Below are 24,362 nucleotides of genomic sequence, written 5' to 3' on the forward strand. Positions count from 1 at the left end.
AGGCAGCACGATATGGGTAGTGGCGTTGGCAAAAACTGAACACTTGCACAAGCAACACGTGTATACCCTCATACTATATCACTGTACAATGTAAAAAATGTGAAGGGTGATAGTATGTTGGACAAAGTATCAATCCTTTTGCCAATAAGTGGAGATTTAGGGGCGAGAGGTGAGGCGTTTAAATGGGTGTTGAATTTTTACGAAACTATGATGCCTGAAGCAGAGATCTGTATCGGAAAGCATGAGGGTCACCCTTTTTCTAAATCGAAAGCAGTGAATGATGCTGCCAGAAAGGCTACAAGAGATGTTTTTGTCATTGCTGACACCGACATCATTTATGATCCAAAAATTATAATAAAGTCAATTAAACTTCTGGATCATCATGCTATAGTCGTCCCTGTCTTAAGGCGAAAGTTATTAACTGAATCTAGCACGAAGGATTTATTAAAAACTACTCCTTCATGGCCGCTAAAGGGGGAGTATGAAGCAGCTAAAAAAGAGAAAGTCACTAATGGCTTACTTAATGTCCTCCGCCGTCGCGATTTTGAAAAAGTGGGAGGATTTGATGAAAGATTCGAAGGATGGGGAGCGGAAGATGGCGCTTTCGTAAAATCAGTTCGATATACATGTGGTAAGAAAGCTCAACTCAAGTATTCTGCTATCCATCTTTGGCACCCGCCGGCGAGCCGGTCAAATTACAGTAAAAACTGGGAATTGTATAAAAACTATAAAAAAGGGCCTGAGGCAACATTGAAAGAAATAGAAAAAAGAAAAAGAAAAGAATAGATTGAAAACTAACAATCTGTGGGGATTTTTATTCTTCCCTCACTGATTGTTAGTTTCATTTTACTGCCTATGCCCATTTTTTCCATGGTGCTTTATTTGACTGCCACAGTTGGTCCAGTTCTCTCTTCTCCTTCAGAGTATCCATTGGCTGCCAGAATCCACGATGTTTAAACGCCACCAATTCACCAGAGGATGCAAGTGTTTCCAACGGCTCCCGTTCAAAAATCGTCTGGTCGCCCTCTATATAGCCGAATACTTCCGGCTGGCAAATAAAAAAACCTCCATTAACCCACATCCCATCTCCCGGGAGTTTTTCCTGCATTTTAGACACAGAATCGCCTTCTGTTATGTGTAATGAACCGAATCTTCCCTCAGGCTGGATTGCAGTCACAGTTGCTAATTTGCCATGGCTTTTATGAAAGTCCAGTAAATCCTTGACGTTTATATCTGCTAATCCATCGCCGTAGGTGAGCATAAAAGGCTCGTCACCAATATATTGCTGGATCCTTTTGATACGTCCGCCGGTTAAGGTGTTTTGTCCAGTATCAATTAAAGTTACTTTCCAAGGCTCGGAGGAGTGATTATAAATAACCGGTTTATCCGAATTAGATAAATCGATTGAAAAATCGGAGTGATTAAGAAGGTAATTCAAAAAGAATTCTTTAATCTTATAGCCTTTATATCCTAAGCAAATCACAAAATCATTGAAACCATAGGTGGAGTAGATTTTCATAATATGCCAAAGGATAGGATGGTCGCCGATTGTTATTAATGGTTTTGGAATTGTATGGGTTTCCTCACTTATTCTTGTCCCGAATCCGCCCGCCAGAATGACAACTTTCATAATAACCCCCCTAGTAACAATAGTTTTCTATCAAATTTCCCATTGCCATAAGTATCTCGAACAGTTGAATAATCCTTTCTCCTAACAGTAAGGTATGCAGAAAGTACCTCCTTGCATGGACTACTGTGGAATCATCATGTAAACTTTGGATAATAAATCGTTTAAAGAGCTATGACAGAATTCTGTGGCATTGTCCATATGGTTAATGCTTTTTTAAAGGGGACTGGCCCAAATGAAAAGAAAGTGGAAACGCACCTTATTAGCTTTGACTGCTCTCGTTTTATTCGTGTTTTTGAATAATACTTCCTACTTTTCAAAAGATGAGGCAGAATCCAGGCTTTTGGCCCATCGGGGAGCGGGACAAACCTTTTCAATGGAGGGGATTACCAATGAAACCTGCACAGCCGAGCGGATTTACCCTCCTGAACATGAGTTTCTTGAAAACACAATACCGTCAATGAAAGCAGCATTCTCAGCAGGGGCTGATATAGTCGAGCTTGATATCCATCCGACAAAGGATGGCAAGTTTGCAGTTTTCCATGATTGGACTCTCGACTGCAGGACGAATGGCACCGGAGTTACCCGGGACCATACGATGGAAGAGCTGAAGGCCCTTGATGTTGGGTATGGGTATACTGCCGACAACGGAAAGACGTATCCTTTCCGGGGGAAAGGTGAGGGGCTCATGCCGTCTCTTGATGAGGTGCTGGAGGAGTTTCCCGATAAGCAGTTATTGATTCATATTAAAAGCAATGACCACGATGAGGGAAAATTGCTGGCTGACTATTTACGTACTGTAGACGGACTGGAGTATATTTCGGTTTATGGGGGAGACGAGCCAATTGCATCATTGTTAAAAGAGCTTCCAGAAGTACGGGCAATGTCAAAGGCTACTCTAAAAAGCTGCCTCCTTCCGTATATGGCAATTGGCTGGACTGGTTTTATTCCGGAAGCGTGCAATAATACCCAGCTACATGTACCTGAAAAAATTGCACCCTTTATGTGGGGGTGGCCCGGAAAGTTTGTATCGAGGATGGAAAGTACAGGAACAAGAGTGGTTTTAGTCGCAGGGGATGGGGGTTTTTCAGAGGGTTTTGATTCAAGAGAAGATATAAAACGAATACCAAAAAAGTTTTCAGGATGGGTTTGGACGAACCGAATTGATAAGGTTGGTGATGAGAGACATCTTGAAGATAAATAAAGAATAATTGCCGCAGCGAACCCTCTTGCTGTGGCTTTTTTTGTGTTTCTTTTAATAAATATACACCAGTATGCATGGTAGGCAAAAGGTAGAAAAACGAAACAAAGGGTACTATAGGCTTTTTACCTATTTTTATAAAAAACGAAAATATTTATAAAAGACGGGTTGCATAAATATTAATCTATAATTATAATAATTCAATATGAGGAGGGGATGCAGTGAGAGCGGCAGTTATAGGAGGCACAGGATATAGTGCCATCGAATTGATTAGGTTGCTTGATAAGCATCCTGTTTTGGAAGTGGGGCCAATCATATCAAGTTCAAGCGCAGGAACTGAATTGAGCAGCGTTTTTCCCCATACAGGTGAGTTACTTGATTTAAGGATGGGAAGCTTTGATGCAAAAAAAATAACCGAGTCATCGGAGATCGCATTCTTGGCAGTCCCACCGGGAATCAGCCAATCACTCATTCCTCAATTAGTGGAAAACGGAATAAAATGTATCGACTTATCCGGGGACTTGAGGCTAAAATCCCCAGGTCAGTATGAGGAATGGTATAAACAAACTCCGGCAGAGCCGAAATTGATTGCAGAAGCTGTGTATGGATTAAGCGAGCTTTATTCGGAAGAAATAAAGAATGCCAGTATTATAGCCAATCCTGGCTGTTATCCAACTGCTTCCCTGCTGGGCCTGATGCCTGTTATAAAATCGGGGCTTGCAGATACAGGTTCAATTATTATTGATGCAAAATCTGGTGTTTCTGGTGCCGGACGCGGAGTATCGCTTGCAACCCATTTTTCGGAGATCAACGAAAATATGAAGGCTTACAAACTGGGCACTCATCAGCATATACCGGAAATCGAGCAAATTTTAACAGAACAGAGCGGCCGGGAAATCACAGTTACATTTACGGCCCACCTGGCACCAATGACACGGGGAATCCTGGCAACCATTTATGTGAATTTATCACAAGCGATTTCTACAAAAGAAATCATTGAATTATACCAAGAGTTTTATGCAGGGCATCCCTTTATCCGTATTAGAGATGAAGGAAGCCTGCCAGCAACAAAAGAAGTCAGCGGCAGTAACTTTTGCGACATCGGCCTTTTTTCTGATAAAAGGACCGGACGGCTTACCATCGTCTCTGTCATCGATAATTTGATGAAGGGCGCGGCTGGCCAGGCGATTCAAAATGCCAACTTAATGAATGGCTGGGATATACGTGCGGGCCTATACGATATCCCTCATTATCCATAATACAGCGGTGGCGACCCTGCCAGAAAAATGATCGAAGAAATTTAATATACGTCTTGACGACCCTGCGGGAAAAATACAAGCGTGGAGTCGTCAATAGAAACTCTTAACGACCCTAGGGGAGAAATTTACATTGTGCAGTCGTCTAGATTAAAGGACTGGAGAACAATAGAGGGAGGAAAGGCAAGTGCAGGCAATGTCGGGAGAAAAGATCATTCAGGAGAACAGTGGCGTCTTTAAAATGCCCAAAGGATTTAAAGCAGGGGGATTGCATTGTGGCTTAAAAAGGAAGAAGGAAGACCTTGGCTATATCACCTCCGAAATCCCGGCTACAGCTGCAGGAGTTTATACAGTAAATAGTTTTCAAGCGGCACCGCTCCATGTAACCAAAAAGAGCCTCGAGGTTGAGGGGAAAATCCAGGCACTGCTTGTGAACTCCGGCAACGCAAATGCCTGTACCGGCAATCAGGGGATAAAGGATGCCTATGAAATGCAAAGCCAATTTGCAAACGAACTGGGTATACCTGATCATCTGGTCGCAGTAACTTCTACAGGGGTAATTGGGGAATTGCTTCCAATGGCGTGCATACGGAATGGAATTAACAAGATCCTTAATCCGGAATATGAGGGCCCGGAAAGTTTTCAAAAGGCTATTTTAACAACAGACACATGCATAAAGAGTGCATTTGCCCAAGTTGAGGTAAATGGGAAGCTTGTAACGATTTCAGGAGCAGCAAAGGGTTCGGGTATGATTCATCCGAACATGGCCACAATGCTTGCATTTGTCACAACAGATGCATATGTTGAACAGCCTGCCTTGCTCTCGGCATTAAAGGAATCAACCAACCAAACCTTTAACATGATTACAGTTGATGGCGACTCCAGTACAAATGATATGGTGCTTGCAATGGCCAATGGGTTAGCCGGCAATGAACTTCTTAATGAAAGCCATCCAGACTGGGAAGCGTTTAGCTCAGAGTTTAAAGCCGTATGCGAGTCTTTGGCAAAACAAATAGCCAGGGACGGAGAGGGAGCAACAAAACTCCTTGAGGTCCGGGTTTCCGGTGCACAAAGCCTTGAAGCAGCCAGAGCAGTCGGGAAGGCTGTCATATCCTCTAATCTTGTTAAAACAGCAATCTACGGTGAGGACGCCAACTGGGGAAGGATTGTAGCGGCAATTGGCTATAGCGGTATTTCAGTAAATCCCGAGGCTGTTGAAGTAGCGATAGGACCTTATCCGGTCTTTGCAAATGGCCTGCCACTCCCGTTTTCAGAAGCAGAAGCAAAGGTTTATCTGGCGGGTGAAGAGATTGTGATTTTTATTAATTTGAATCAGGGTGACGCGGCAGCTTCCGCTTGGGGCTGCGACCTAACCTATGACTATATCAAAATCAATGCTTCCTATCGGACGTAAAGCGCGAAAGTCTGGCCTTGGATCTCTATTGACAACAGTTCTGATTTTGAACCACAAGAATATAGCCAAGACCCTTTATTGGAAACATTTTAATACTTTTGCAGTGCTGAAACGTAGCCAATGACTACTACTGATATCCAGATCGGGAAAATAGGCAGGTGAAAAAGAATGGAATACGTCGTAATTAAATGTGGCGGCAGCATCATGGAAAAAATGCCCCCAGCCTTGTTTGAAAATATAGTTTCACTTGCCAAATCAGGCCAATGGTCACCAATCCTTGTCCACGGCGGCGGCCCGTTGATTACTTCAATGCTCGAAAAGCTTAAAATCGAAAGCCGGTTTGTCGGGGGCCTAAGGGTAACAAGCAATGAGGTGCTTGACGTCGTTGAAATGGCATTAAGCGGGATTGCCAATAAACAGATTGTTAGAAAAATAGCCCTTGCAGGAGGAAAGGCAATCGGGATTAGCGGGACAGATGGCGGCTTACTAACGGCCAAACCAGCCGGAACTTCTGATGTGCTTGGCTTTGTTGGGGATGTAACTGATGTAAACACCTCAGTGCTTACACATCTCATCGGAGGTGGTTATATCCCTGTCGTTTCGCCAATCGGATGCGATCAGCAAGGACAGCGCTACAACATAAATGGTGATACCGCAGCTGCAGCCATTGCATCTGCACTAGGTGGAAAGCTTTGTTTTATTAGTGATATTCCCGGTATTTTAATCGATAAAAACGGCGGAGAAAAGTCCAAATTGGATACGGCAACGAAGAGCGACATCGATGAGATGATTGCTTCCGGCCAAATATGGGGCGGAATGATCCCGAAGGTCCGTTCAGCACTTAATGCTTTACTAGCGGGCGTCGGAGAAACAGTGATTATCAATGGACTTGAACCAGGCAGCCTTCTTGCGTATTGCAAAGGGGAAAACGCCGGTACGAAGATCGTCCTTGAAAAGGAGGCTATCCATGGCATTCAATAATGCGACATTAGAAGGCTCGGCAATCTTGCCGACATACGCAAGATTTCCTCTTACTCTTGTAAAAGGAAAGGGAAGCACTGTCTGGGATGCAGACGGAAACCAGTATCTCGATTTTACATCTGGTATAGCTGTCTGCAACCTGGGCCATGCACCCGAATCTGTAAAAATAGCTCTTGAGGAACAGCTGGGAAATCTATGGCATTGTTCCAATCTCTATCACATACCGGTGCAGGAGGAGCTGGCTTCCCTGCTTGCGAAAAATAGCTTTGCAGATTATGTGTTCTTTTGCAATAGCGGAGCTGAAGCAAACGAAGCTGCAATTAAGCTGGCAAGACGATATGCAAGAAAGGTCAACGGAATCGGCAATACCGAAATTATTACTTTCAAACAATCCTTTCACGGAAGGACAATGGGGGCACTGTCGGCAACTGGCCAGGCTAAAATTCACGATGGATTCTACCCGCTGCTAGAGGGATTCCGCTATCTGGAATACAATGACCCAACTGCACTTGAGGAAATAGCCTCAAGCAATGCCTGTGCTGTACTTCTTGAACTCGTACAGGGTGAAGGCGGGGTCGTACCAGCCAATCCGGATTGGGCCAAGAAATTGGAGGAAATCTGTAAAGAAAAAGGAATCCTGCTTATTGTTGATGAGGTGCAGACCGGAATAGGCCGAACCGGAACATTATTTGCATATGAGCAGTATGGGATTTCACCGGATATCATATCCCTTGCAAAAGGGCTTGGATCAGGGTTTCCGATCGGGGCTATTCTCGCTACCAGTGAGGCAGCAAAGGGGTTCGAACCAGGAAGCCATGGAAGCACATTCGGAGGCAATCCGCTTGCTGCTGTGGCAGGGCTGACTACTGTAAAAACGATTTTGTCAGACAATCTCCTCGAAGGAGCCCGCCAGCTATCTGAATTCCTGGATGATGGCCTCGCAAAGCTTAAAAAAAAGCACCCAGCCATCATTGAGGTGCGTGGGATGGGTCTTTTAAAAGGGGTAGAGGTTAACGGAAACGCATTGGATATTGTTAAAGCAGCAATGGATGAGCATGTCTTGCTCCTGACGGCCGGTCCTAATGTGGTGCGAATCCTACCGCCGCTGACTGCAACAAACGAAGAAGCCGCCAACTTTCTTGGGGCTTTGGATACAGTGTTAACAAACATATGAGAAGCTTTCTAATAATTGTCTAGCTCCAGCGCCTATCGCCTAGCAAACTTCAGGCCTCCTCCCTACGATAAGTCATCATCGAATCGCTTACGCTCTTCGTGATTCCTTTATCTCAGTCGAAGTCCCTCCAGTTTGTACGGCGATGACCAAGGCGCTTGCGCTTTTCTAAGGAAACGGAGTGGTTTGTTTGGATAAGGGATTTCTCATTCTGGAAACCGGCGACATCTTTGAAGGATCCCTAATAGGCAAGTTCAAGGGTTCCAGCGGGGAGGTTGTCTTCAACACCGGAATGACCGGCTATCAGGAGATTATTTCAGATCCATCTTATGCAGGGCAAATCATTACCTTCTGCTATCCTGCAATCGGCAATTACGGTGTGAATGCCCTTGATGACGAAAGCATTACGCCTTCGCTATCAGGGGTTATCATCAGTGACGCTTGTGAAACACCAAGCCACTTTCAGTCCATCAGCCGGTTTTCGGAAAAACTCGAGCAAGCTGGCGTACCGGGTCTTGCCGGTGTTGACACAAGGGCACTTGTCAAAAAAATCCGCGGGACAGGAACTGTAAAAGGAGTCATAACCAACAGGAGGGCACCCTGGACGGAACTTGAATACGAACAAACTAGTTCATGCTGGGTAGAAAAGGTTTCGGTTAAAGAACCAATAACGTATAAGAAAAACGGGCCTCATATTGTATTGATGGATTACGGCTTTAAAAAATCAATCCTGAACTTCCTCCTTGCGCGAAATTGCTCGGTCACAATCGTTCCTTATGATACGAAGCTTGAAGCGGTAAAGCAGGTATCACCGGATGCGGTTTTATTCAGCAATGGCCCTGGCAATCCAATGGAACTGAAGGAACTTTTTCCGGAAATCAAAAAAATTGCCAGCGCTTATCCGGCACTTGGCATTTGCCTCGGCCACCAGCTAATCGCTCTTGCCTTCGGGGCAAAAACAGAAAAGCTTCCATATGGGCACCGCGGGGCCAATCATCCTGTTAAAGAGCTCGCTACGGGCAAGGTAAAAATAACATCACAAAACCATGGCTATGTCGTTGTTGATGGGACAATCAATCAAAACGAATTCGATGTAACGTACAGGAATGTGAATGACCAATCAATTGAAGGTTTGCAGCATCTCACATATCCGATTACGACTGTCCAATTCCACCCGGAAGCTCACCCCGGTCCACGCGATACACTTCATATTCTTGAAGACTTTGTCGCCAACCTGAAACGTCTGGGGGAAACCCGTTATGCCATATTATAGCCAACTAAGAAAGGTCATGGTCATCGGCTCGGGTCCGATCGTCATCGGCCAGGCAGCCGAGTTTGACTATGCCGGTACCCAGGCGTGCATTGCCCTGAGGGAAGAAGGAATTGAGGTCATTCTCGTCAATAATAACCCGGCAACGATTATGACGGATGAAACAGTCGCAGACAAAGTTTATATTGAACCGCTAACAGTGGGGACACTTGAACAAATCATTCAAAAAGAAAAACCGGATGGAATCATCGGCACCCTTGGCGGCCAGACAGGACTGAATCTTGCTGTCCAACTGTACGAACAGGGAATCCTCGATAAATACAAAGTTGAATTGCTCGGGACATCGGTCGAATCAATTAAAAATGGCGAAGACCGCGAGCGATTCCGGAGCCTTATGCTGTCTATTGGTGAGCCTGTCCCGGAATCGGAAATCATCCACAGTGTGGATGAAGGGATTGCGTTTGCGAAAAAGATAGGACTGCCGGTCATTATCCGTCCTGCTTATACATTAGGCGGTGACGGCGGAGGATTTGCCGAGACGGAGGACGAACTTGAAGGAGTCCTCAAAAAGGGCCTCGCCGCAAGTCCAATCAACCAGGTGCTTGTTGAACGAAGCATTAAAGGCTGGAAGGAAATCGAGTATGAAGTAATGCGTGATGCCAATGACACATGCATTATTGTTTGCAATATGGAAAACTTCGACCCGGTCGGGGTCCATACAGGTGATTCAATTGTTGTCGCACCTTCACAAACACTGACCGATGTCCAATACCAGCTTTTAAGGGACGCTTCAATTAAAGTCATCCGGGAACTCGGTGTCATTGGAGGCTGCAATATCCAATTCGCCCTCCATCCAACCTCTAATGATTATTTCATTATCGAGGTAAATCCAAGGGTTAGCAGATCGTCCGCTCTTGCATCGAAAGCGACCGGGTACCCAATTGCCAGAATTGCCGCCAAGTGCTCGGTAGGATACCACCTTGATGAAATCCTTAACCCTATTACCGGGAATACGTATGCATCCTTTGAGCCAGCAATTGATTATCTTGTTGTCAAACTGCCGCGTTTTCCGTTCGATAAGTTTCCTGAAGCGGACCGGACGCTGGGAACACAAATGAAAGCGACTGGAGAAGTAATGGCCATAGACCGGAATTTTGAGGGCGCGTTGAATAAAGCAATTCGCTCATTGGAAATGAAAGTCTGGGGCTTAAAGACAGGATTGTTTTCTAACGTGGCGGATGCAGAGCTTGAACAGCTTATTACAATACCCAACGATATGCGGCTTTTCGCTATTTCAGAAGCCTTGCATAGGGGAGTAACGGTGGAAAGGATCCAGGCTCTTACCCAAATCGATTTATGGTTTTTACACAAACTGGAGACCATTACTGAATTGGAAAAAGAGCTTGCGTCCTTCAGATGGGAAACAGCTCCGGTAAAGCTCCTGAAAGAGGCTAAGCGAATCAATCTTTCCGACAGGCTGATTGCTGAGACGTTTGAAATAGCGGAAACTGAGGTGAGGCAAAAGTGGAAGGAACTTGGCATCTCACCTGGTTATAAAATGGTCGATACGTGCTCCGCTGAATTCGACGCCGTAACTCCTTACTATTACTCAACCTGGGCTGGCGGCGATGAGGCTGGGATTGGAGAAGGAAAGAAAGTGGCCGTCATAGGCTCCGGCCCAATCCGAATCGGCCAGGGAATTGAATTTGATTATTGCTCAGTCCATGCAGCTTTTGCCCTGAAAAAACGGGGTTATAAGGCGATTGTCATCAATAATAATCCAGAAACAGTCAGCACCGACTATTCTGTAGCTGATCGACTCTATTTCGAACCGCTTGCCTTTGAAGATATCATGAATGTTATTGAAAAAGAAGCAGTTGAAAGAGTAATGATCCAATTTGGCGGGCAAACAGCCATTAATCTTGCGCAAAATTTGGAGGCTGCCGGGGTCAAAATCTTGGGAACTGATGTCAAAAGTATTGACCGGCTCGAGGATCGGGACGGATTTTACCGGCTTCTTAAAGAGCTTGGAATTCCTCACATTGACGGGAAAATTGCTAGTAATGCAAAAGATGCACTGCATGCGGCCAAGGTCCTTGGCTACCCAGTTCTTGTCCGCCCTTCGTATGTAATCGGCGGCCAGTCGATGTTCACCTTTTACCTGGAAGAAGATCTCGAAAAGTATTTGGCTACTCTCGATGAAACAGATACACACATGTGGCCGCTTCTAGTTGATCGGTTCCTGCCGGGCTTGGAATGCGAAATGGATATTATTTCAGACGGAAAAACGATTTTAATTCCAGGAATTTTTGAACATCTTGAAAAAGCGGGTGTCCATTCAGGTGATAGCCTCTCGGTTTTCCCGCCTTTGGCTATTGAATCGGTGCTGAAAAAGACTATGGTCGAGTATGCAACGAAAATTGCAAAAACACTTCCGGTCATTGGAATTATGAATATTCAGTTCGTTATTCATGAAGGGATCGTTTTTGTACTGGAAGTTAATCCAAGGGCTTCAAGGACGGTACCGATCATTAGTAAAGTGACAGGAATCCCCTTAATCGAATGGGCAGCACTTGTTCAGCTTGGCGTCCCGTTATCAGAGCTGCATTCCGCAAATGGATTGCTTGAAGAACCGCCGTATTTCACGGTGAAAGCCCCTGTTTTCTCGAACGGCAAACTAAAAGGAGTCGACCCGGTGCTTGGGCCCGAAATGAAGTCAACTGGGGAGGCTTTGGGGCTCGGGATGAGTTTTTCGGAGGCGTTGTTTAAGGCGGCCCAACATGGAGAGCGTTCCATGAATATAGAAGGAAAAACAGTCTTTTGTTCAGTACCTGATCGTGAGAAGGATGAAATTCTTGAAGTAATCCGCAGCCTCCATAAAATCGGAGCGAACATAGTAGCTACGAAAGGGACTTTTAAGTTCCTTATTGAAAATGGAGTACCGGCGAGCGTGTATTCCTCGGATTCAAAAGCTCTTGAACAATTGTTCCGCGAAGGAAAGGTAGATGCGGTAATCAATATTCCGAGTCAAGGGCGGAAGCCGGGCACATTCGGATTTGCGTTAAGGCAGCTTGCAGTCCGCTACAACCTGCCTTGCTTTACACATATAGACACGTTGACCTCTTTTCTAAAGTTAAACAAGGAAGCTTACAGCAGTTCAAATACAACAGTCCGAACGATCCAGGACCTCCACGGTTTGAAGGACAAAATGATTGCCAACTAATTCGCTTGGAGGGATTTCTACAATGATAAAGGCAATAAGTCAGGGCGAAACCGTTGTGCCCAATTTAAAAGGAAGGCATTTTTTAAAGCTTTCCGATTTTTCAACTGAAGAAATCTACTCGCTGCTTGATTCGGCCATTCATTTAAAAAAAGCTCAAAAACAAGGGAAGCCGCAGCCTCATTTAAGCGGAAAAGTTCTTGGAATGATATTTGAAAAATCATCCACCCGGACAAGGGTTTCATTCGAAGTAGGCATGCTCCAGCTTGGCGGCCAGGCGATTTTCCTAAGCTCAAAGGATATTCAGCTTGGCCGGGGTGAAACGATCGCGGATACAGCAAAAGTGTTGTCCAGGTATGTTGACGGGATAATGATCAGGACGTTTGGTGATGAACGGATTGAGGAATTTGCCGATGCTTCCACTGTACCAGTTATTAATGGTTTAACAACCCTGCACCATCCAGCACAAGTTCTTGCCGACCTCCTTACCATTCTTGAGCATAAAGGAAAGTTGAAAGGGCTCAAGCTTTGCTATATCGGGGATGGAAATAACAACATGGCTCATTCCCTCCTGGAAGGAGCCGTCAAGGTCGGTATGAACATCAGCATTGCCAGTCCAAAAGGATATGAGCTAAACGAAGCAATTGTTTCCCAGGCTAGAGAGGATGCTATTCAGACTTGCAGTGAAATTGCGTTAACAAATGATCCGTCTGAGGCAATAAGCGGTGCTGATGTAGTTGTCACAGATGTCTGGACCAGCATGGGAATGGAAGGGGAAGCAGAGGAGAGGCTTGAAGCGTTTTCCGGGTTTCAGGTGAATGAGGAACTTTGTTCATTCGCTAAAGACGATTTTCTATTCCTGCACTGCCTGCCGGCACATCGTGGTGAAGAGGTAAGCGCCGGTATCATAGACGGTCCTCATTCGGTTGTTTTTGATGAGGCCGAAAACAGGCTGCATGCCCAGAAAGCGATATTGAAGGCATTGATGGAAGACTAAGGATCCTATTGCTTTGGGTCTATTAAAAACTTTGTATTACATTTTTGTATTGAATTTGTGATTGGTGATTTTATCACCCTGAATCACAAATATATCGCCCTGAATCAAAAGTTTATCGCCCTGAATCAAATATTTATCACCCGGAATCAAAAATTTATTAGACTTAATCACAGCTATATCGGAAAGTTCACAATCACTCGGGCAGCAGCCCAATTCAAATAAATGAGGTGGATTCATGTCTAAGGGGAAAATCGTACTCGCCTATTCAGGCGGGCTGGATACATCAGTTTCAGTAAAATGGATTCAAGAAAAGTATGGATACGACGTCATTGCTCTCGGGCTCGATGTTGGGGAGGGAAAGGATCTCGAAGCAATCCGCACGAAAGCCCTCAATGTAGGTGCGGTCAAGGCGTATATGATTGATGCAAAAGAATTGTTGGCAAAGGAATACATTGTTCCTGCCCTAAAGGCTAATTGCCTTTATGAAGGAAAATATCCTCTATCGTCAGCACTTTCCCGACCGCTCATTTCAAAGCTTCTCGTTGAGGTGGCGGAGAAGGAAGGCGCGGTTGCGGTTGCCCATGGCTGCACCGGAAAAGGCAATGACCAGGTCCGTTTTGAGGTTTCGATCCAGGCGCTAAATCCTAACTTGAAAGTAATTGCACCTGTACGCGAGTGGGGAATGACCCGCGACGAAGAAATAAAATACGCTGAAGAAAATGGCATTCCAATTCCGGTTGACCTTGATAACCCATTTTCGATTGATGCGAATATTTGGGGACGTGCCTGTGAAGCCGGCGTGCTTGAGGACCCGTGGGCAGAAGCTCCTGAAGCTGCGTTTGACTGGACAAATCCAATTGAACTGGCCCCGGATGCACCTGAATATGTAGAAATCGATTTTGAAAAAGGCGTGCCAACTGGCTTGAATGGGAAGAAACTCCCGTTAGTTGAGCTAATTGAAACGCTGAATGAACTTGGCGGCAAGCATGGCATTGGCCGAATTGACCATATTGAAAACCGACTGGTTGGAATTAAATCTCGCGAAGTTTACGAAAACCCAGCTGCGCTCATTTTAATTCAGGCACATAAAGAACTTGAGTTTCTAACATTGCCTCGTGAAGTAACCCAATTCAAGACACAGGTCGACCAGCAGATGGCCAAAATTGTCTATGAAGGTCTCTGGTATTCACCTCTTAAAGCAGCACTGGATGCTTTTGTGGACCAAACACAGGAAGTCGTAACTGGAACGATCCGTGTGAAGCTCCATAAAGGCACGCATATGGCAGTTGGCCGCAAATCCCCGCATAGCCTTTACAATGAAGAGCTTGCGACTTACTCGAAGGGAGATGCTTTCGATCATCTTGCTGCTGAAGGCTTTATTAAAATTTGGGGTCTCCCGACAAAGGTATATTCAGAGGTAAACAGTAAAAAAAGCGTTCTTAAATCGTAATAGTTTACTAGGTTCCTAGTCGTTCGGAAGTAGTTGGGATTCATTCGCAGGCATTGCGAGTGATTCGAAACCTGCTTCCGAACCTTTTTAATGAGAATTTTCCTAGAGGAGGGAAGCTATGTCCAAACTATGGGGAGGCCGTTTTACAAAAGAAACAAACAGGCTTGTAGAAGAATTCACGGCTTCGATATCATTTGATCAAAAACTCGTCATGGAGGATATCGAAGGAAGCGTTGCACACGCCAAAATGCTCGGCGAATGCGGGATTATCCCAATTGAGGATGCTGAAAAAATCATTGTAGGTCTTAACAAGATCAAGCAATTAGCCATAAACAATGAACTTGAGTATCTTGTAGAAGATGAAGATATTCATATGAATATTGAGAAGAAGTTGATAGAATTGATCGGTCCCGTTGGGGGCAAGCTTCATACCGGAAGGAGCCGGAATGACCAGGTCGCAACCGATATGCATCTTTATCTAAGGAATAAAACGGAAAACCTGATCGACTTATTAGCAGCAGTCCAGAAAGCCATAGTTGATAAATCCGAGGAGCATATTGATACGCTCATCCCGGGCTACACCCATCTCCAGCGGGCGCAGCCGGTTTCGTTTGCACACCATTTAATGGCCTACTTCTGGATGTTTGAACGAGATAAGCAAAGGCTTCAAGACAGCCTGAAAAGAGTAAATTGGATGCCGCTTGGCGCGGGAGCACTGGCAGGGACGACATTCCCGATTGACCGGGAGAAAACAGCAGAACTGCTTGGTTTTGGTACAATTTACCCGAATAGCATGGATGCCGTCAGTGACAGGGACTTCATCTTGGAATTCCTGTCGATTGGTTCGATTCTAATGATGCATATTTCGCGCTTGGCCGAGGAATTGGTTACCTGGTCAAGCCAGGAATTCAACTTCATTGAACTGGATGACTCGTTCTGTACCGGTTCAAGCATTATGCCGCAAAAAAAGAACCCTGACGTCCCTGAGCTTTTGCGCGGGAAAACAGGCAGGGTTTACGGAAATCTCATTGGGCTGCTTACTGTAATGAAAGGCTTACCGCTCGCTTATAACAAAGATCTACAAGAAGACAAGGAAGGCATGTTTGATACAGTGGAAACTCTTGAAGGGTCACTCCAGCTTCTAGCCCCAATGATTGAGACGATGACAGTAAATCAGGATGTAATGAGGAAGGCCCTAGATGAAGATTTTTCAAATGCAACGGATATTGCTGATTATCTTGTGACGAAAGGAATGCCGTTCCGCCAGGCGCATGAGGTAATCGGAAAAATCGTTCTGTACTGCATTCAAAATAAGAAGTATCTGGTAGACCTTAGTATTGATGAATATAGGGAATTCAGTGAGCTGTTCTACGGTGATATTTATAAAATCCTAACGCCGGAGCACGTTGCTGGTGCCAGGAATAGCTACGGGGGTACTTCCCCGGAGCAGGTCGCCAAACAAATTGACCTTGCAAGAAGCTATCTTGCATAAAAAATTAAGGCTGCCTATTCAAGATTACCTTGAATGAGGTGGCCTTTGTAATTTCATTATTGTTAAGGTCTGTAACGTTGCTCGTCCTTGCAGCAATTGAATAGGAGTCCGAAGCTGGGAGCAGATATCCGATACTGCCGATTTTTGTTTCCCCGCCCCCTATGATGCCATCCATATTTTCATGGAGAAGTTCAGTTTTTTCGCGAAGTGGCCTGCCATTGACGATAAGTTTATCAATTGGATTAAATTTCACGGGGAACGGATTCTGGTTAACGATCTCAGCGTCGATTTTTACAAAAATAAGTTCGCTAGCCGGTAAGCCATCCTCATTCCGTAAAGGTTTGAATTCCATTAGCTTTACATCTTTAACAATAAATTCGAGGCCGCCAAGTAGGAAAAGATCATAAACAGGTGAAGCAGCTAACATAGTTAACATTCCTTTACCCCCCATAATAGAGTCTCCGGGCTCTTGCAGTCTTTCAATAGGCGGTTTCTCTTCTAATCCAATCGTTGATTGTGCCGATGACGAACCGTGCTTAACTTTTTCATCTGCATCCTCAGGATAACCGCCATAAAACCCACTTAACATACATGCAACAATCAAAACGAGGAACGTTTTCTTCACCTACAGTCCTCCTTTGGAGAATCTTTTTCCAAACAGTTGCCGCAGCTTATCATCTTCTATCCTATCGTACCCCTACAATATGAATAAAACTTTAATAAACCCTAAAGTTTTCGTAAAAAGAAGTTTGAATCCATCTCGCTTGTCATATAAGAAAGAATGGTGAATAATGACTATAACGTTTTCCATGAAAAGGAGGTTTTTAGATGAAACTGAGAGTTTCCGCAGTCCAATACCACCTGCATACGATCTCTTCATTTGAAGAATTTGCCGCTCAGTGTGAGCATTATATAAAAACTGCAGAGGAATTTGGGGCTGAATTCGTGCTGTTTCCTGAATTCTTTACAACCCAGCTGTTGTCAATAGGAGACAGAAGTGGCAATGCCCTTACAATTAACGACCTGCCAGGTTTTACGGAACAATATCGCGCATTATTCACTTCATTTGCCAAGAAAACCGGTATGCATATTATTGGCGGTACCCATGTTATTGAAAAGGGGGGCAAGCTCTACAATACAGCCCATTTGTTTTATCCGGATGGCAGGGTTGGAGAGCAGGCAAAGCTGCACATAACACCGACCGAGGTCCATGAGTGGAATATGGAAAAAGGGGAAAGCTTTCAGATTTTCGAGACCGAAAAGGGCAAGATTGCGATCCTGACCTGCTATGATATCGAGTTTCCGGAAATTGTCCGGATGGCAAAGGCGAAGGGGGCCGATGTGATATTCTGCCCATCCTGCACAGATGACAGGCATGGCTTCCACCGTGTCCGTTACACAAGCCATGCCCGCGCAATTGAAAATCAGGTGTATGTTGTCCTTACCGGGACAGTTGGAGCACTCCCGACAGTAGATTTTATGCGTCTGAACTTTGGCCAGGCTGCCGTTATTACCCCAAACGATATTCCGTTCCCTCCAAAGGGCCTTCAGGTTGAAGGGGAAATAAACGACGATATGATTGTGACAGCAGATTTGGATCTTCAGCTTTTATATGAAGTTAGAGAACGAGGTTCAGTGACAACTTGGAGAGACCGAAGGAGCGACCTGTATGTTGATTGGGAAGAATTAGAATCCAAGGGGTGATCGCATGTACAAAAGCGAATTCTTTGTTTACCAGGATGATAAGCCAATTTCTGTTTGCATCAGGAATTATACTGAAGAGGATTTTGACGGACTAATTGAAATTCAGTCCGAATGTTTTCCCCCGCCGTTTCCTAAGGAGCTCTGGTGGAATAAAGAACAGCTTTCCAACCATGTTCATTTTTTTCCGGAAGGCGCCCTTTGCATAGAGGTGGATGGGATCCTTGCCGGATCGTTGACAGCCCTTCGTGTTAATTTCGACCCGGCACAGCCAGAACATACATGGGAGGAAATAACCGATGGAGGCTATATCCGCAATCATGAGCCAGACGGGAACACCCTGTATATTGTTGATATAAGCGTCCGACCGCGGCACCGGAAGCTTGGACTTGGAAAAATGATGATGCAGGCAATGTACCATGTTGTTATTGAATTGGGGGCTGAACGCCTTCTCGGAGGCGCGCGAATGCCAGGCTACCATAAAGTTTCTTCCGAGATGGAGCCAGCCAAGTACCTTGAGGCGGTCATGACTGGAGACTTGAAAGATCCGGTCGTCTCCTTTTTGCTCAGATGTGGGCGAGTGCCGGTGGCATTGGTTGAAAATTATTTGGACGATGAGGAATCCCGGAATTACGGAGTGCTAATGGAATGGAAAAACCCGTTTAAGAATGAAGGAGTGCCAGGAAATGGAATATAAACGCATAACAAGTATCGATGATCCAAACTTCAGGAAAATGCATAAACTGATGGGGCAAATTTTCCCTCCGGAAGAAGTTCTTGAATATGAACTGTGGAGAGAGCCTCTTGAGGATCCAGGTATCCGGGTGTTTGTGGCGCTTGATGGAGACGAGGTTGTCGGCGCGACCGAGTACCGGTATTACCAGGATTGGAACATCGCGATGACCGATTTCACGATCATTGGCCTGCAGGGAATGGGGATAGGCCGTTTCCTCGCTGTTAACCGAATGAAGGATCTGAATGCACTTGCTGAACAGAATGGCAAGGAGCTTTATGGAATGTTTGCCGAGATTTATGACCCTTATCGGGTGGAGAATTACGAGTTTGGCGGGGTTAAGGTAATGGACCCATATGTACGCCGCGAAGTTCTTTCCCATCTTGGGTACAAGCGAATTGATATTGAGTATGTCCATCCATCCTGGGAGAATAATGGAGAGGCGGTTACGGGCCTTGACTTAGGATTCATGCCATCTGATGACAGCCAGGAGGAAATTGAAGCGAGCCTTGTCGCTGACTTCTTGACCACTTACTATACGGTCTTGCCGAACAAACCCCCAGAATGGCTTGGCATGATTGACAGACTTCGGAAAAAAGACAGAGTAGCCTTACTGCCATTATAAAAAATGCCCCGCCAGCTTAAAGGAGCCGGCGGATTTTTTTATGCATTATAAATTGTAGTTAAAGGTATCCTTCAGTTGCCAATTTTATAAGAATATCGCGAAAGGCTAACACCGAGTCAATTTCAACATACTCATCGTCGCCGTGCCAGTTGGCTCCTGAGGGCCCGAACTCTATCGCCGGAATCCCATGCTTGGCAAAGTAGACAGTGTCGGCACTGCCATGTTGTCCGAAATATACTGCATCCCGGCCTGAATGTCTTTTAATAACTCTATCCAAATGCTTTAAAAATGGATGTTCTCGATTCGTGTTGATGGGTTCGGAATTCAATCCTGCCACCACGCCTATTCCCGGGCTGATTCCTTTAATTTGGTTAAGGATTTCTTCCTTGTCCTGTCCTGGTAGGTACCGAATGTCGAGGCCGATTGTACACTCTTCCGGTACGACATTATATTCATCTCCAGCGTTTATTTTTGCTAGATTAATTGAAGGATTCCTATAGTAATCGCTACTTTCCTTCGCAAACGGGAGATTCAAAATTTGTTTGTAGATCTCATACGCTTGTTCAATGGCATTAACTCCTTCCCAAGGCCTGCTGCCATGGGCGGCTTTTCCGGGAACCGTAATGTCGGCACGAAGAACGCCCTTTGCCTGATTAGCTATTCCAAGCCCAGTCGGCTCTCCGCAAATAATAAAATCTCCCCGGTAACCTGATTCTGCTAAAAATCCACTGCAATTCTCTCCGCCTGTTTCTTCATCCGATACAATTTGCAGTTGGATTTTCATGCCAAGTGGACGTTGTTTTAGCTCAACGAAAGCAGCCATCATGGCGGCGACACCGGCCTTCATATCAGCAGAACCACGCCCATATAATTTGCCATCACTTTCATAAGGGTTAAACTGGCCAGGCTTTCCTGCGACAATATCGACATGACCGTTTAGAATTAGCGTAAAGTTTCCGGTACCAATTTCGGAGACAAGCATCCTGCGCCCGTTATTTTCGAGAAAGGTTACTTCGACTCCTTGAGATGTAAGCCATTTTCCACAAAGGTCCACAGCTTTATTTGCGCCAGGTATTGTTGAACTGTCTATTGAAACTAATGTTTTTAAAAAGCTAATAACCACAATAATTCACCCCAGTTGGAACAATCCCATCCATTTTAGCACGGGCAACTGGTATGATACAGAAAATTGCATAAAAGGTTTAATCAATTGTTTTCAGGGAATAGTTGATGTTATGCTATTTTCTGTTGTTAATAAAACGGGAAGTTATCCATAGAGATTTCCACAAATAAAGTATAGTTTTTTAAAGTCTTCCACAGACTTATGCACATTATCCACAGAACTATCCCCAAAAGTTATTCACAATTCACAGAAAAAGGCACAGCCTCACCAAAGAAGCTGTGCCTACAATTATTTCCGTCTGCTTTTTGCCCGTTGGTCGGCAGCCTTGGAACGTGCCATTGCTTCAAGGTCGTCATGATCGGCAAGATCACGATCAAATTCCACATCAAGCCCGTCGCTGATTTTTAAATTTTTCGGAGTTTGTGGCAAGGAAGCAGTATTCTTATCGCGATTTCGATGTCCTCTTGAACGTGCCAAAAGCAAAAACCCCTTTCGGAAATAAGATAGGAGGAAATCCTCCGTAGTCTTATCGTTTCCGTCCGGGACTTTCACATAAGTGGAAATTTCCCACAAGCACTAGACTGGTTACTTTCTTCTGCCTGGGGGATCAAAGCCCGCAGCTCTGTCAGCCGCTTTAAATTCCCTTTGGTACAGGACTTCCTGGGTGCTCGTTAATGTTCTTCGATTCTTATCCTTTTTAGTTTTTTCCATTTTGATCCTTCCTTCCTGAAAAGTTAGGTGCTACTTCAATCCTTTCCTATATTGAAGCCAATGATTCAAACTGAAACGATATTTCTTAAATTAAGTATTAATCCAGGGCAAAAAGCAGCCGGTAATGATCCTTTAGCCTAAATTCAGAAAACCAAACATTTGAATGTTTTAATTTGATTTCCGCTAAATTTTTAACGGTGCTTACTTTTTAAAAATATCCTCCAGTGCTTCTGTTAGGTGTGGAAAGCGGAAGTGGAAGCCTTTTTCCATAAGGACAGTAGGAAGGGCTCTTTGCCCCTCCAGAACAAGGATACTCATTTCTCCAAGTAGGAGCCTCAGCGCAAAGGAAGGTACCGGCAGCCAATGCGGTCTTCGTAGTACCAGTCCAATTGTCTTGCCAAACTCTTTCATTGTTGCCGGGTGGGGAGCGGTAAAGTTAACAGGTCCTTTCAGATCGCTTTTCCCGATGGCGAAAAGAATAGCGCGGACAGCATCTTCTCGGTGAATCCACGATACCCATTGCCTTCCCGAACCAATTGTCCCGCCGCCAAAGAGTTTATAAGGGAGAGCCATCTGTGGGAGAGCACTTTGGTGTTGATCAAGGATAATTCCAAATCTGCAAAAAACAGTCCTAATTCCAAGCTCTTTTGCTTTGGAGCCGGCAGCTTCCCATTGTTTCACAAGATTAGCGAGGAAATCCTTGCCCGGCCTGTTCTTTTCCGTAAACGTTTCTTTTTCGGAAGTTCCGTACAATCCAACAGCGCTGGCTGAAATAAAAACGGCTGGTTTTCGATTAAGTTTCCCAAGAATCCGGATGGCTTCATTTGTTGCTGCAAGACGGCTTTTTACTAGCCTTTCCTTTCGTTCAGATGTCCAGCGTCCGCTGTTCAGGGATTCCCCTGCCAAATTAATGAATACATCGATTTCTTTCAGAAACCGCTCTGGCTCACTGCCTTCCACTAGCCACTGAACTTGTGAGAGTCCTGCCTTCGAACTCTCAGGAGTTTTTCTTGTCAAAATTACTACCTGATGTCCTTCCGACAATAATCTTTTAACAAGAGCGCCGCCAAGAAAACCTGTACCTCCAGCAATTGCTATCTTCAATTAAAACTCCCCCTATCCGATTCCGTTTGTTCTATTTTACATTGGAATGAGTTAAATGGCATAGTTAAGGTAGAAACGGGAAGAGGTGAGCGTATGCCAATCATAACGAAAATAACGACGCAGAAGCGCGACACGGGACGGTATAATATTTATATGGATTTTGGAAAAGGGGAAGAATTTGCCTTCAGCGCTGATGAGGCAGTGATTGTTAAGTTCCATTTAAGAAAAGGAATGGAACTGGATGAATTTTTGCTTGCCGAGGTCGGCTATCATGATGAAATCCGGAAGGCCTACAACAATGCAATCCATTTCCTGGCCCATAAAATGAGGTCGGAAAAGGAAGTCCGCAAATATTTAAAAGAAAAACAATTGGAGGAAGCGGCAATTAATGAGGTGCTTGTAAGGCTTACTGAACAAGGCTACTTGAATGACCGTGAATACGCCAATGCTTATGTGAGGACACAGGAAAATACAACAGACAAAGGTGCCTATGTTGTTCGGATGGCATTGAAGGAACGCGGAGTCGCCGACTCATTGATTGAGGAAGCCCTAAAGCAATATACTCAGGAAGCGCAATTTGAAAAGGCGAAAAGTCTTGCTGAAAAATACGCAAGGAAATATGCCTCTGATTCAGAAAAGGTGTTAAAGCAAAAACTCGATGCCATGCTCAGGAGAAAAGGGTATCAAACCGATGCCATTCAATTTGCTTTAAGTGAAGCCGACCTGGGAAGGGAAGAGGAGGACGAGCTGGAGGCGATCCGATCCCAGGGAGAGAAGGCACACCGCAAACATGCAAAACTGACAGGTTACGCCTATGAGCGAAAAATGAAAGAAACCCTTTTCCGAAAAGGATTCCAAATAGACTTAATAGATCGTTATCTTGCCTCAAGGCAAGAAGAATAAAAAATCATGACCCTCGTCATGATTTTTTACTTTCAATAATAATTTCATCGTTTTCCAGATGAGCTACTATATACTCAGCAACCTCTCGAGGCGACCTAAAACGTGAATGATCCGCTACATGGGTGCTGTTTTTCCAGAACGGGGTATCCATTCCGCCCATATACGCCGCAGTAAACCGTATGTTTTGGCCTTCATACTCCTTCTGCAGACTTTCGGTAAAGCCTCTTATCGCAAACTTGCTGGCGGCATAAACCGATTCATTTACCTTGCCCCGCAGTCCAGCGGTAGAAATAATATTGATCACGTGGCCCTGCCCTGTTTTTTCTAAAAAGGGGAGAATTGCCTTCGTCATGAATATAGTCCCATAGATGTTGGTTTGCAGCATCTTGATAATGTCAGGATCGCTCATCTTTGTAAGTGGGCCAAAGTGGCCAACGCCGGCATTGTTAATAAGTCCGTAAATTTGTTTTTCTTTGAGAGCATTCTTTAGCTTCTCAGGAATCGAAGCTATCTCGGTAATATCGATGACCAAGGTCTGTGCCAAACCGCCAGAGGCTTCAATTTCCTCTTTTACTTCCTGAAGCCGTGAAATCAACCTTCCGGCAAGGATAATTTCAAATCCTTTTTCTGCAAAAAGCAATGCAAGCTCTCTTCCAAGTCCCGATCCAGCTCCGGTTACAATGAAAGTCTTCATATGGAGTCCCTCCGAATAAAGCAGGATTCTTTCTAAACTGTCTTAAATTTACTATACTAGTGAGTAGGAATCCAACAAAGGTGGTTGCCTGATGCAGGAGGAAAAGCGATATAGCCAAATGACTGAATATGAATTAAAACAGGAAATAGCCCTATTAAAGGAAAAAGCAAGGAAGGCCGAGCAAATGGGGATAGTGAACGAGTTTGCTGTCCTAGAGAGAAAGGCTGTTATGGCGAAGGCTTATTTACTGGATCCTGACAACTATAAGCCGGGTGAAATTTATGCCATTGAAGGAGATCCAGGTTCCCACTTCAAGATTGATTATTTAAATGGTGTATTTGCCTGGGGATACCGCCTAAATGGTGATGGAAAAGAGGAAGCACTGCCTATTTCAATGCTTGTGAATAACTAGCCATTCCTTTATCATTAGCAATCTGCCTGGCATTTTTTAGGGAATGCCAGGCAGTGGGGAATTGCTAGAACGATTTTATCTCGTCGGGATTACGCTGCGATGATGCTTTCATCCGTTCCTGCGGGTGGGTATTAATTGACCCATCTGCCCGTTTAGAGGCATATTCTGCCTTTGCGCGTGGCTCGCCTTCCAGTTTATTATCGTTAGTATAAGGGAAACCTGTTTCCTTGTTTCTCATCAGCCTTGCCTCCAGCCATTGGATGTAACGCAGACAGCA

24 protein-coding genes are annotated in these 24,362 nt (G+C 44.8%); 16 read left to right on the top strand and 8 right to left on the bottom strand.

Annotated elements, in window-relative coordinates; all coding sequences use genetic code 11:
* Positions 1-189 precede the first annotated feature (189 nt).
* Entirely contained in the window at positions 190-786 is a 597-nt protein-coding gene (locus A8F94_RS20865; protein WP_175384484.1) for a galactosyltransferase-related protein, read from the top strand.
* Between the two features lie 67 nt (positions 787-853).
* Here A8F94_RS20865 and rfbF read toward each other — a convergent pair whose 3' ends face one another.
* Complete coding sequence (gene rfbF, locus A8F94_RS20870) at positions 854-1,630, bottom strand: glucose-1-phosphate cytidylyltransferase (RefSeq protein ID WP_066204919.1); 777 nt, start codon at positions 1,628-1,630, stop codon at positions 854-856.
* Between the two features lie 232 nt (positions 1,631-1,862).
* Here rfbF and A8F94_RS20875 point away from each other — a divergent pair, with 232 nt between their 5' ends.
* The 10 genes from A8F94_RS20875 to argH all read left to right on the top strand — a co-directional run bounded on the left by A8F94_RS20875 (position 1,863) and on the right by argH (position 16,079).
* A complete protein-coding gene (locus A8F94_RS20875) occupies positions 1,863-2,831 on the top strand; it encodes a glycerophosphodiester phosphodiesterase family protein (protein WP_441294207.1) in 969 nt (322 codons plus the stop codon).
* Positions 2,832-3,049: 218 nt separating this feature from the next.
* On the top strand, positions 3,050-4,087 hold the full coding sequence (argC, locus tag A8F94_RS20880) for an N-acetyl-gamma-glutamyl-phosphate reductase (RefSeq protein ID WP_066204924.1): 1,038 nt from the start codon (positions 3,050-3,052) through the stop codon (positions 4,085-4,087).
* 193 nt (positions 4,088-4,280) lie between these two features.
* Complete coding sequence (gene argJ / locus A8F94_RS20885; protein WP_066205208.1) at positions 4,281-5,498, top strand: bifunctional ornithine acetyltransferase/N-acetylglutamate synthase; 1,218 nt, start codon at positions 4,281-4,283, stop codon at positions 5,496-5,498.
* A gap of 168 nt (positions 5,499-5,666) precedes the next feature.
* Entirely contained in the window at positions 5,667-6,479 is an 813-nt protein-coding gene (argB, locus tag A8F94_RS20890; protein WP_066204927.1) for an acetylglutamate kinase, read from the top strand.
* On the top strand, positions 6,466-7,653 hold the full coding sequence (locus A8F94_RS20895; RefSeq protein WP_066204930.1) for an aspartate aminotransferase family protein: 1,188 nt from the start codon (positions 6,466-6,468) through the stop codon (positions 7,651-7,653). Before argB ends, A8F94_RS20895 begins: the two co-directional genes overlap by 14 nt.
* Positions 7,654-7,840: 187 nt before the next feature.
* Positions 7,841-8,923, top strand: a complete 1,083-nt coding sequence (locus A8F94_RS20900) for a carbamoyl phosphate synthase small subunit (protein WP_066204933.1) — start codon at positions 7,841-7,843, stop codon at positions 8,921-8,923.
* Positions 8,910-12,143 carry a carbamoyl-phosphate synthase (glutamine-hydrolyzing) large subunit gene (gene carB, locus A8F94_RS20905; RefSeq protein ID WP_066204940.1) on the top strand — a complete coding sequence of 1,078 codons (3,234 nt, stop codon included), beginning with the start codon at positions 8,910-8,912 and terminating at the stop codon, positions 12,141-12,143. The genes A8F94_RS20900 and carB overlap by 14 nt, the downstream gene beginning before the upstream one ends.
* A gap of 22 nt (positions 12,144-12,165) precedes the next feature.
* On the top strand, positions 12,166-13,137 hold the full coding sequence (argF, locus tag A8F94_RS20910) for an ornithine carbamoyltransferase (RefSeq protein ID WP_066204947.1): 972 nt from the start codon (positions 12,166-12,168) through the stop codon (positions 13,135-13,137).
* Positions 13,138-13,372: 235 nt separating this feature from the next.
* Entirely contained in the window at positions 13,373-14,587 is a 1,215-nt protein-coding gene (locus A8F94_RS20920; RefSeq protein WP_066204952.1) for an argininosuccinate synthase, read from the top strand.
* A gap of 118 nt (positions 14,588-14,705) precedes the next feature.
* Positions 14,706-16,079: an argininosuccinate lyase gene (gene argH, locus A8F94_RS20925; RefSeq protein ID WP_066204955.1), complete on the top strand. Its 1,374-nt coding sequence runs from the start codon at positions 14,706-14,708 to the stop codon at positions 16,077-16,079.
* Between the two features lie 4 nt (positions 16,080-16,083).
* Here argH and A8F94_RS20930 read toward each other — a convergent pair whose 3' ends face one another.
* Positions 16,084-16,704, bottom strand: coding sequence for a hypothetical protein (locus tag A8F94_RS20930; RefSeq protein WP_066204958.1), 621 nt, complete (start codon positions 16,702-16,704; stop codon positions 16,084-16,086).
* Positions 16,705-16,907: 203 nt separating this feature from the next.
* Between A8F94_RS20930 and A8F94_RS20935 the strand changes: the two genes are divergently transcribed.
* The 3 genes from A8F94_RS20935 to A8F94_RS20945 are packed head-to-tail and all read left to right on the top strand — an operon-like array spanning position 16,908 to position 19,138.
* Positions 16,908-17,783 carry a carbon-nitrogen hydrolase family protein gene (locus A8F94_RS20935; RefSeq protein WP_066204961.1) on the top strand — a complete coding sequence of 292 codons (876 nt, stop codon included), beginning with the start codon at positions 16,908-16,910 and terminating at the stop codon, positions 17,781-17,783.
* Between the two features lie 4 nt (positions 17,784-17,787).
* Entirely contained in the window at positions 17,788-18,477 is a 690-nt protein-coding gene (locus A8F94_RS20940; protein WP_066204964.1) for a GNAT family N-acetyltransferase, read from the top strand.
* Positions 18,467-19,138, top strand: coding sequence for a GNAT family acetyltransferase (locus A8F94_RS20945; protein WP_066204967.1), 672 nt, complete (start codon positions 18,467-18,469; stop codon positions 19,136-19,138). Before A8F94_RS20940 ends, A8F94_RS20945 begins: the two co-directional genes overlap by 11 nt.
* A 58-nt stretch (positions 19,139-19,196) precedes the next feature.
* On the opposite strand, the gene A8F94_RS20950 is transcribed toward A8F94_RS20945, so the two are convergent.
* The 4 genes from A8F94_RS20950 to A8F94_RS20965 form a co-directional block, all read right to left on the bottom strand.
* On the bottom strand, positions 19,197-20,261 hold the full coding sequence (locus A8F94_RS20950; RefSeq protein ID WP_066204970.1) for a M20 family metallopeptidase: 1,065 nt from the start codon (positions 20,259-20,261) through the stop codon (positions 19,197-19,199).
* A gap of 288 nt (positions 20,262-20,549) precedes the next feature.
* Positions 20,550-20,738 (bottom strand): YfhD family protein, encoded by a 189-nt coding sequence (locus A8F94_RS20955; RefSeq protein ID WP_066204973.1) that lies wholly within the window; start codon positions 20,736-20,738, stop codon positions 20,550-20,552.
* Between the two features lie 108 nt (positions 20,739-20,846).
* Positions 20,847-20,972 carry a YfhE family protein gene (locus A8F94_RS20960; protein WP_066204976.1) on the bottom strand — a complete coding sequence of 42 codons (126 nt, stop codon included), beginning with the start codon at positions 20,970-20,972 and terminating at the stop codon, positions 20,847-20,849.
* A gap of 201 nt (positions 20,973-21,173) precedes the next feature.
* On the bottom strand, positions 21,174-22,076 hold the full coding sequence (locus tag A8F94_RS20965) for a TIGR01777 family oxidoreductase (protein ID WP_066204979.1): 903 nt from the start codon (positions 22,074-22,076) through the stop codon (positions 21,174-21,176).
* A 93-nt stretch (positions 22,077-22,169) separates the two neighbouring features.
* Here A8F94_RS20965 and recX point away from each other — a divergent pair, with 93 nt between their 5' ends.
* A complete protein-coding gene (recX, locus tag A8F94_RS20970; protein WP_066204981.1) occupies positions 22,170-22,979 on the top strand; it encodes a recombination regulator RecX in 810 nt (269 codons plus the stop codon).
* Positions 22,980-22,995: 16 nt separating this feature from the next.
* Here the strand turns inward: recX and A8F94_RS20975 are convergent, their stop codons facing one another.
* Positions 22,996-23,673 (bottom strand): SDR family NAD(P)-dependent oxidoreductase, encoded by a 678-nt coding sequence (locus A8F94_RS20975; protein WP_066204984.1) that lies wholly within the window; start codon positions 23,671-23,673, stop codon positions 22,996-22,998.
* Positions 23,674-23,764: 91 nt separating this feature from the next.
* On the opposite strand from A8F94_RS20975, the gene A8F94_RS20980 reads away from it, so the two are divergent.
* Positions 23,765-24,085 (top strand): YfhH family protein, encoded by a 321-nt coding sequence (locus A8F94_RS20980; RefSeq protein WP_066204987.1) that lies wholly within the window; start codon positions 23,765-23,767, stop codon positions 24,083-24,085.
* Between the two features lie 64 nt (positions 24,086-24,149).
* Here A8F94_RS20980 and A8F94_RS20985 read toward each other — a convergent pair whose 3' ends face one another.
* Positions 24,150-24,326, bottom strand: a complete 177-nt coding sequence (locus A8F94_RS20985; protein WP_139070153.1) for a small, acid-soluble spore protein K — start codon at positions 24,324-24,326, stop codon at positions 24,150-24,152.
* Between the last annotated feature and the right edge of the window lie 36 nt (positions 24,327-24,362).

Source organism: Bacillus sp. FJAT-27225 (assembly GCF_001685025.1).
Classification (GTDB): Bacteria; Bacillota; Bacilli; order Bacillales; family Cytobacillaceae; genus Bacillus_D.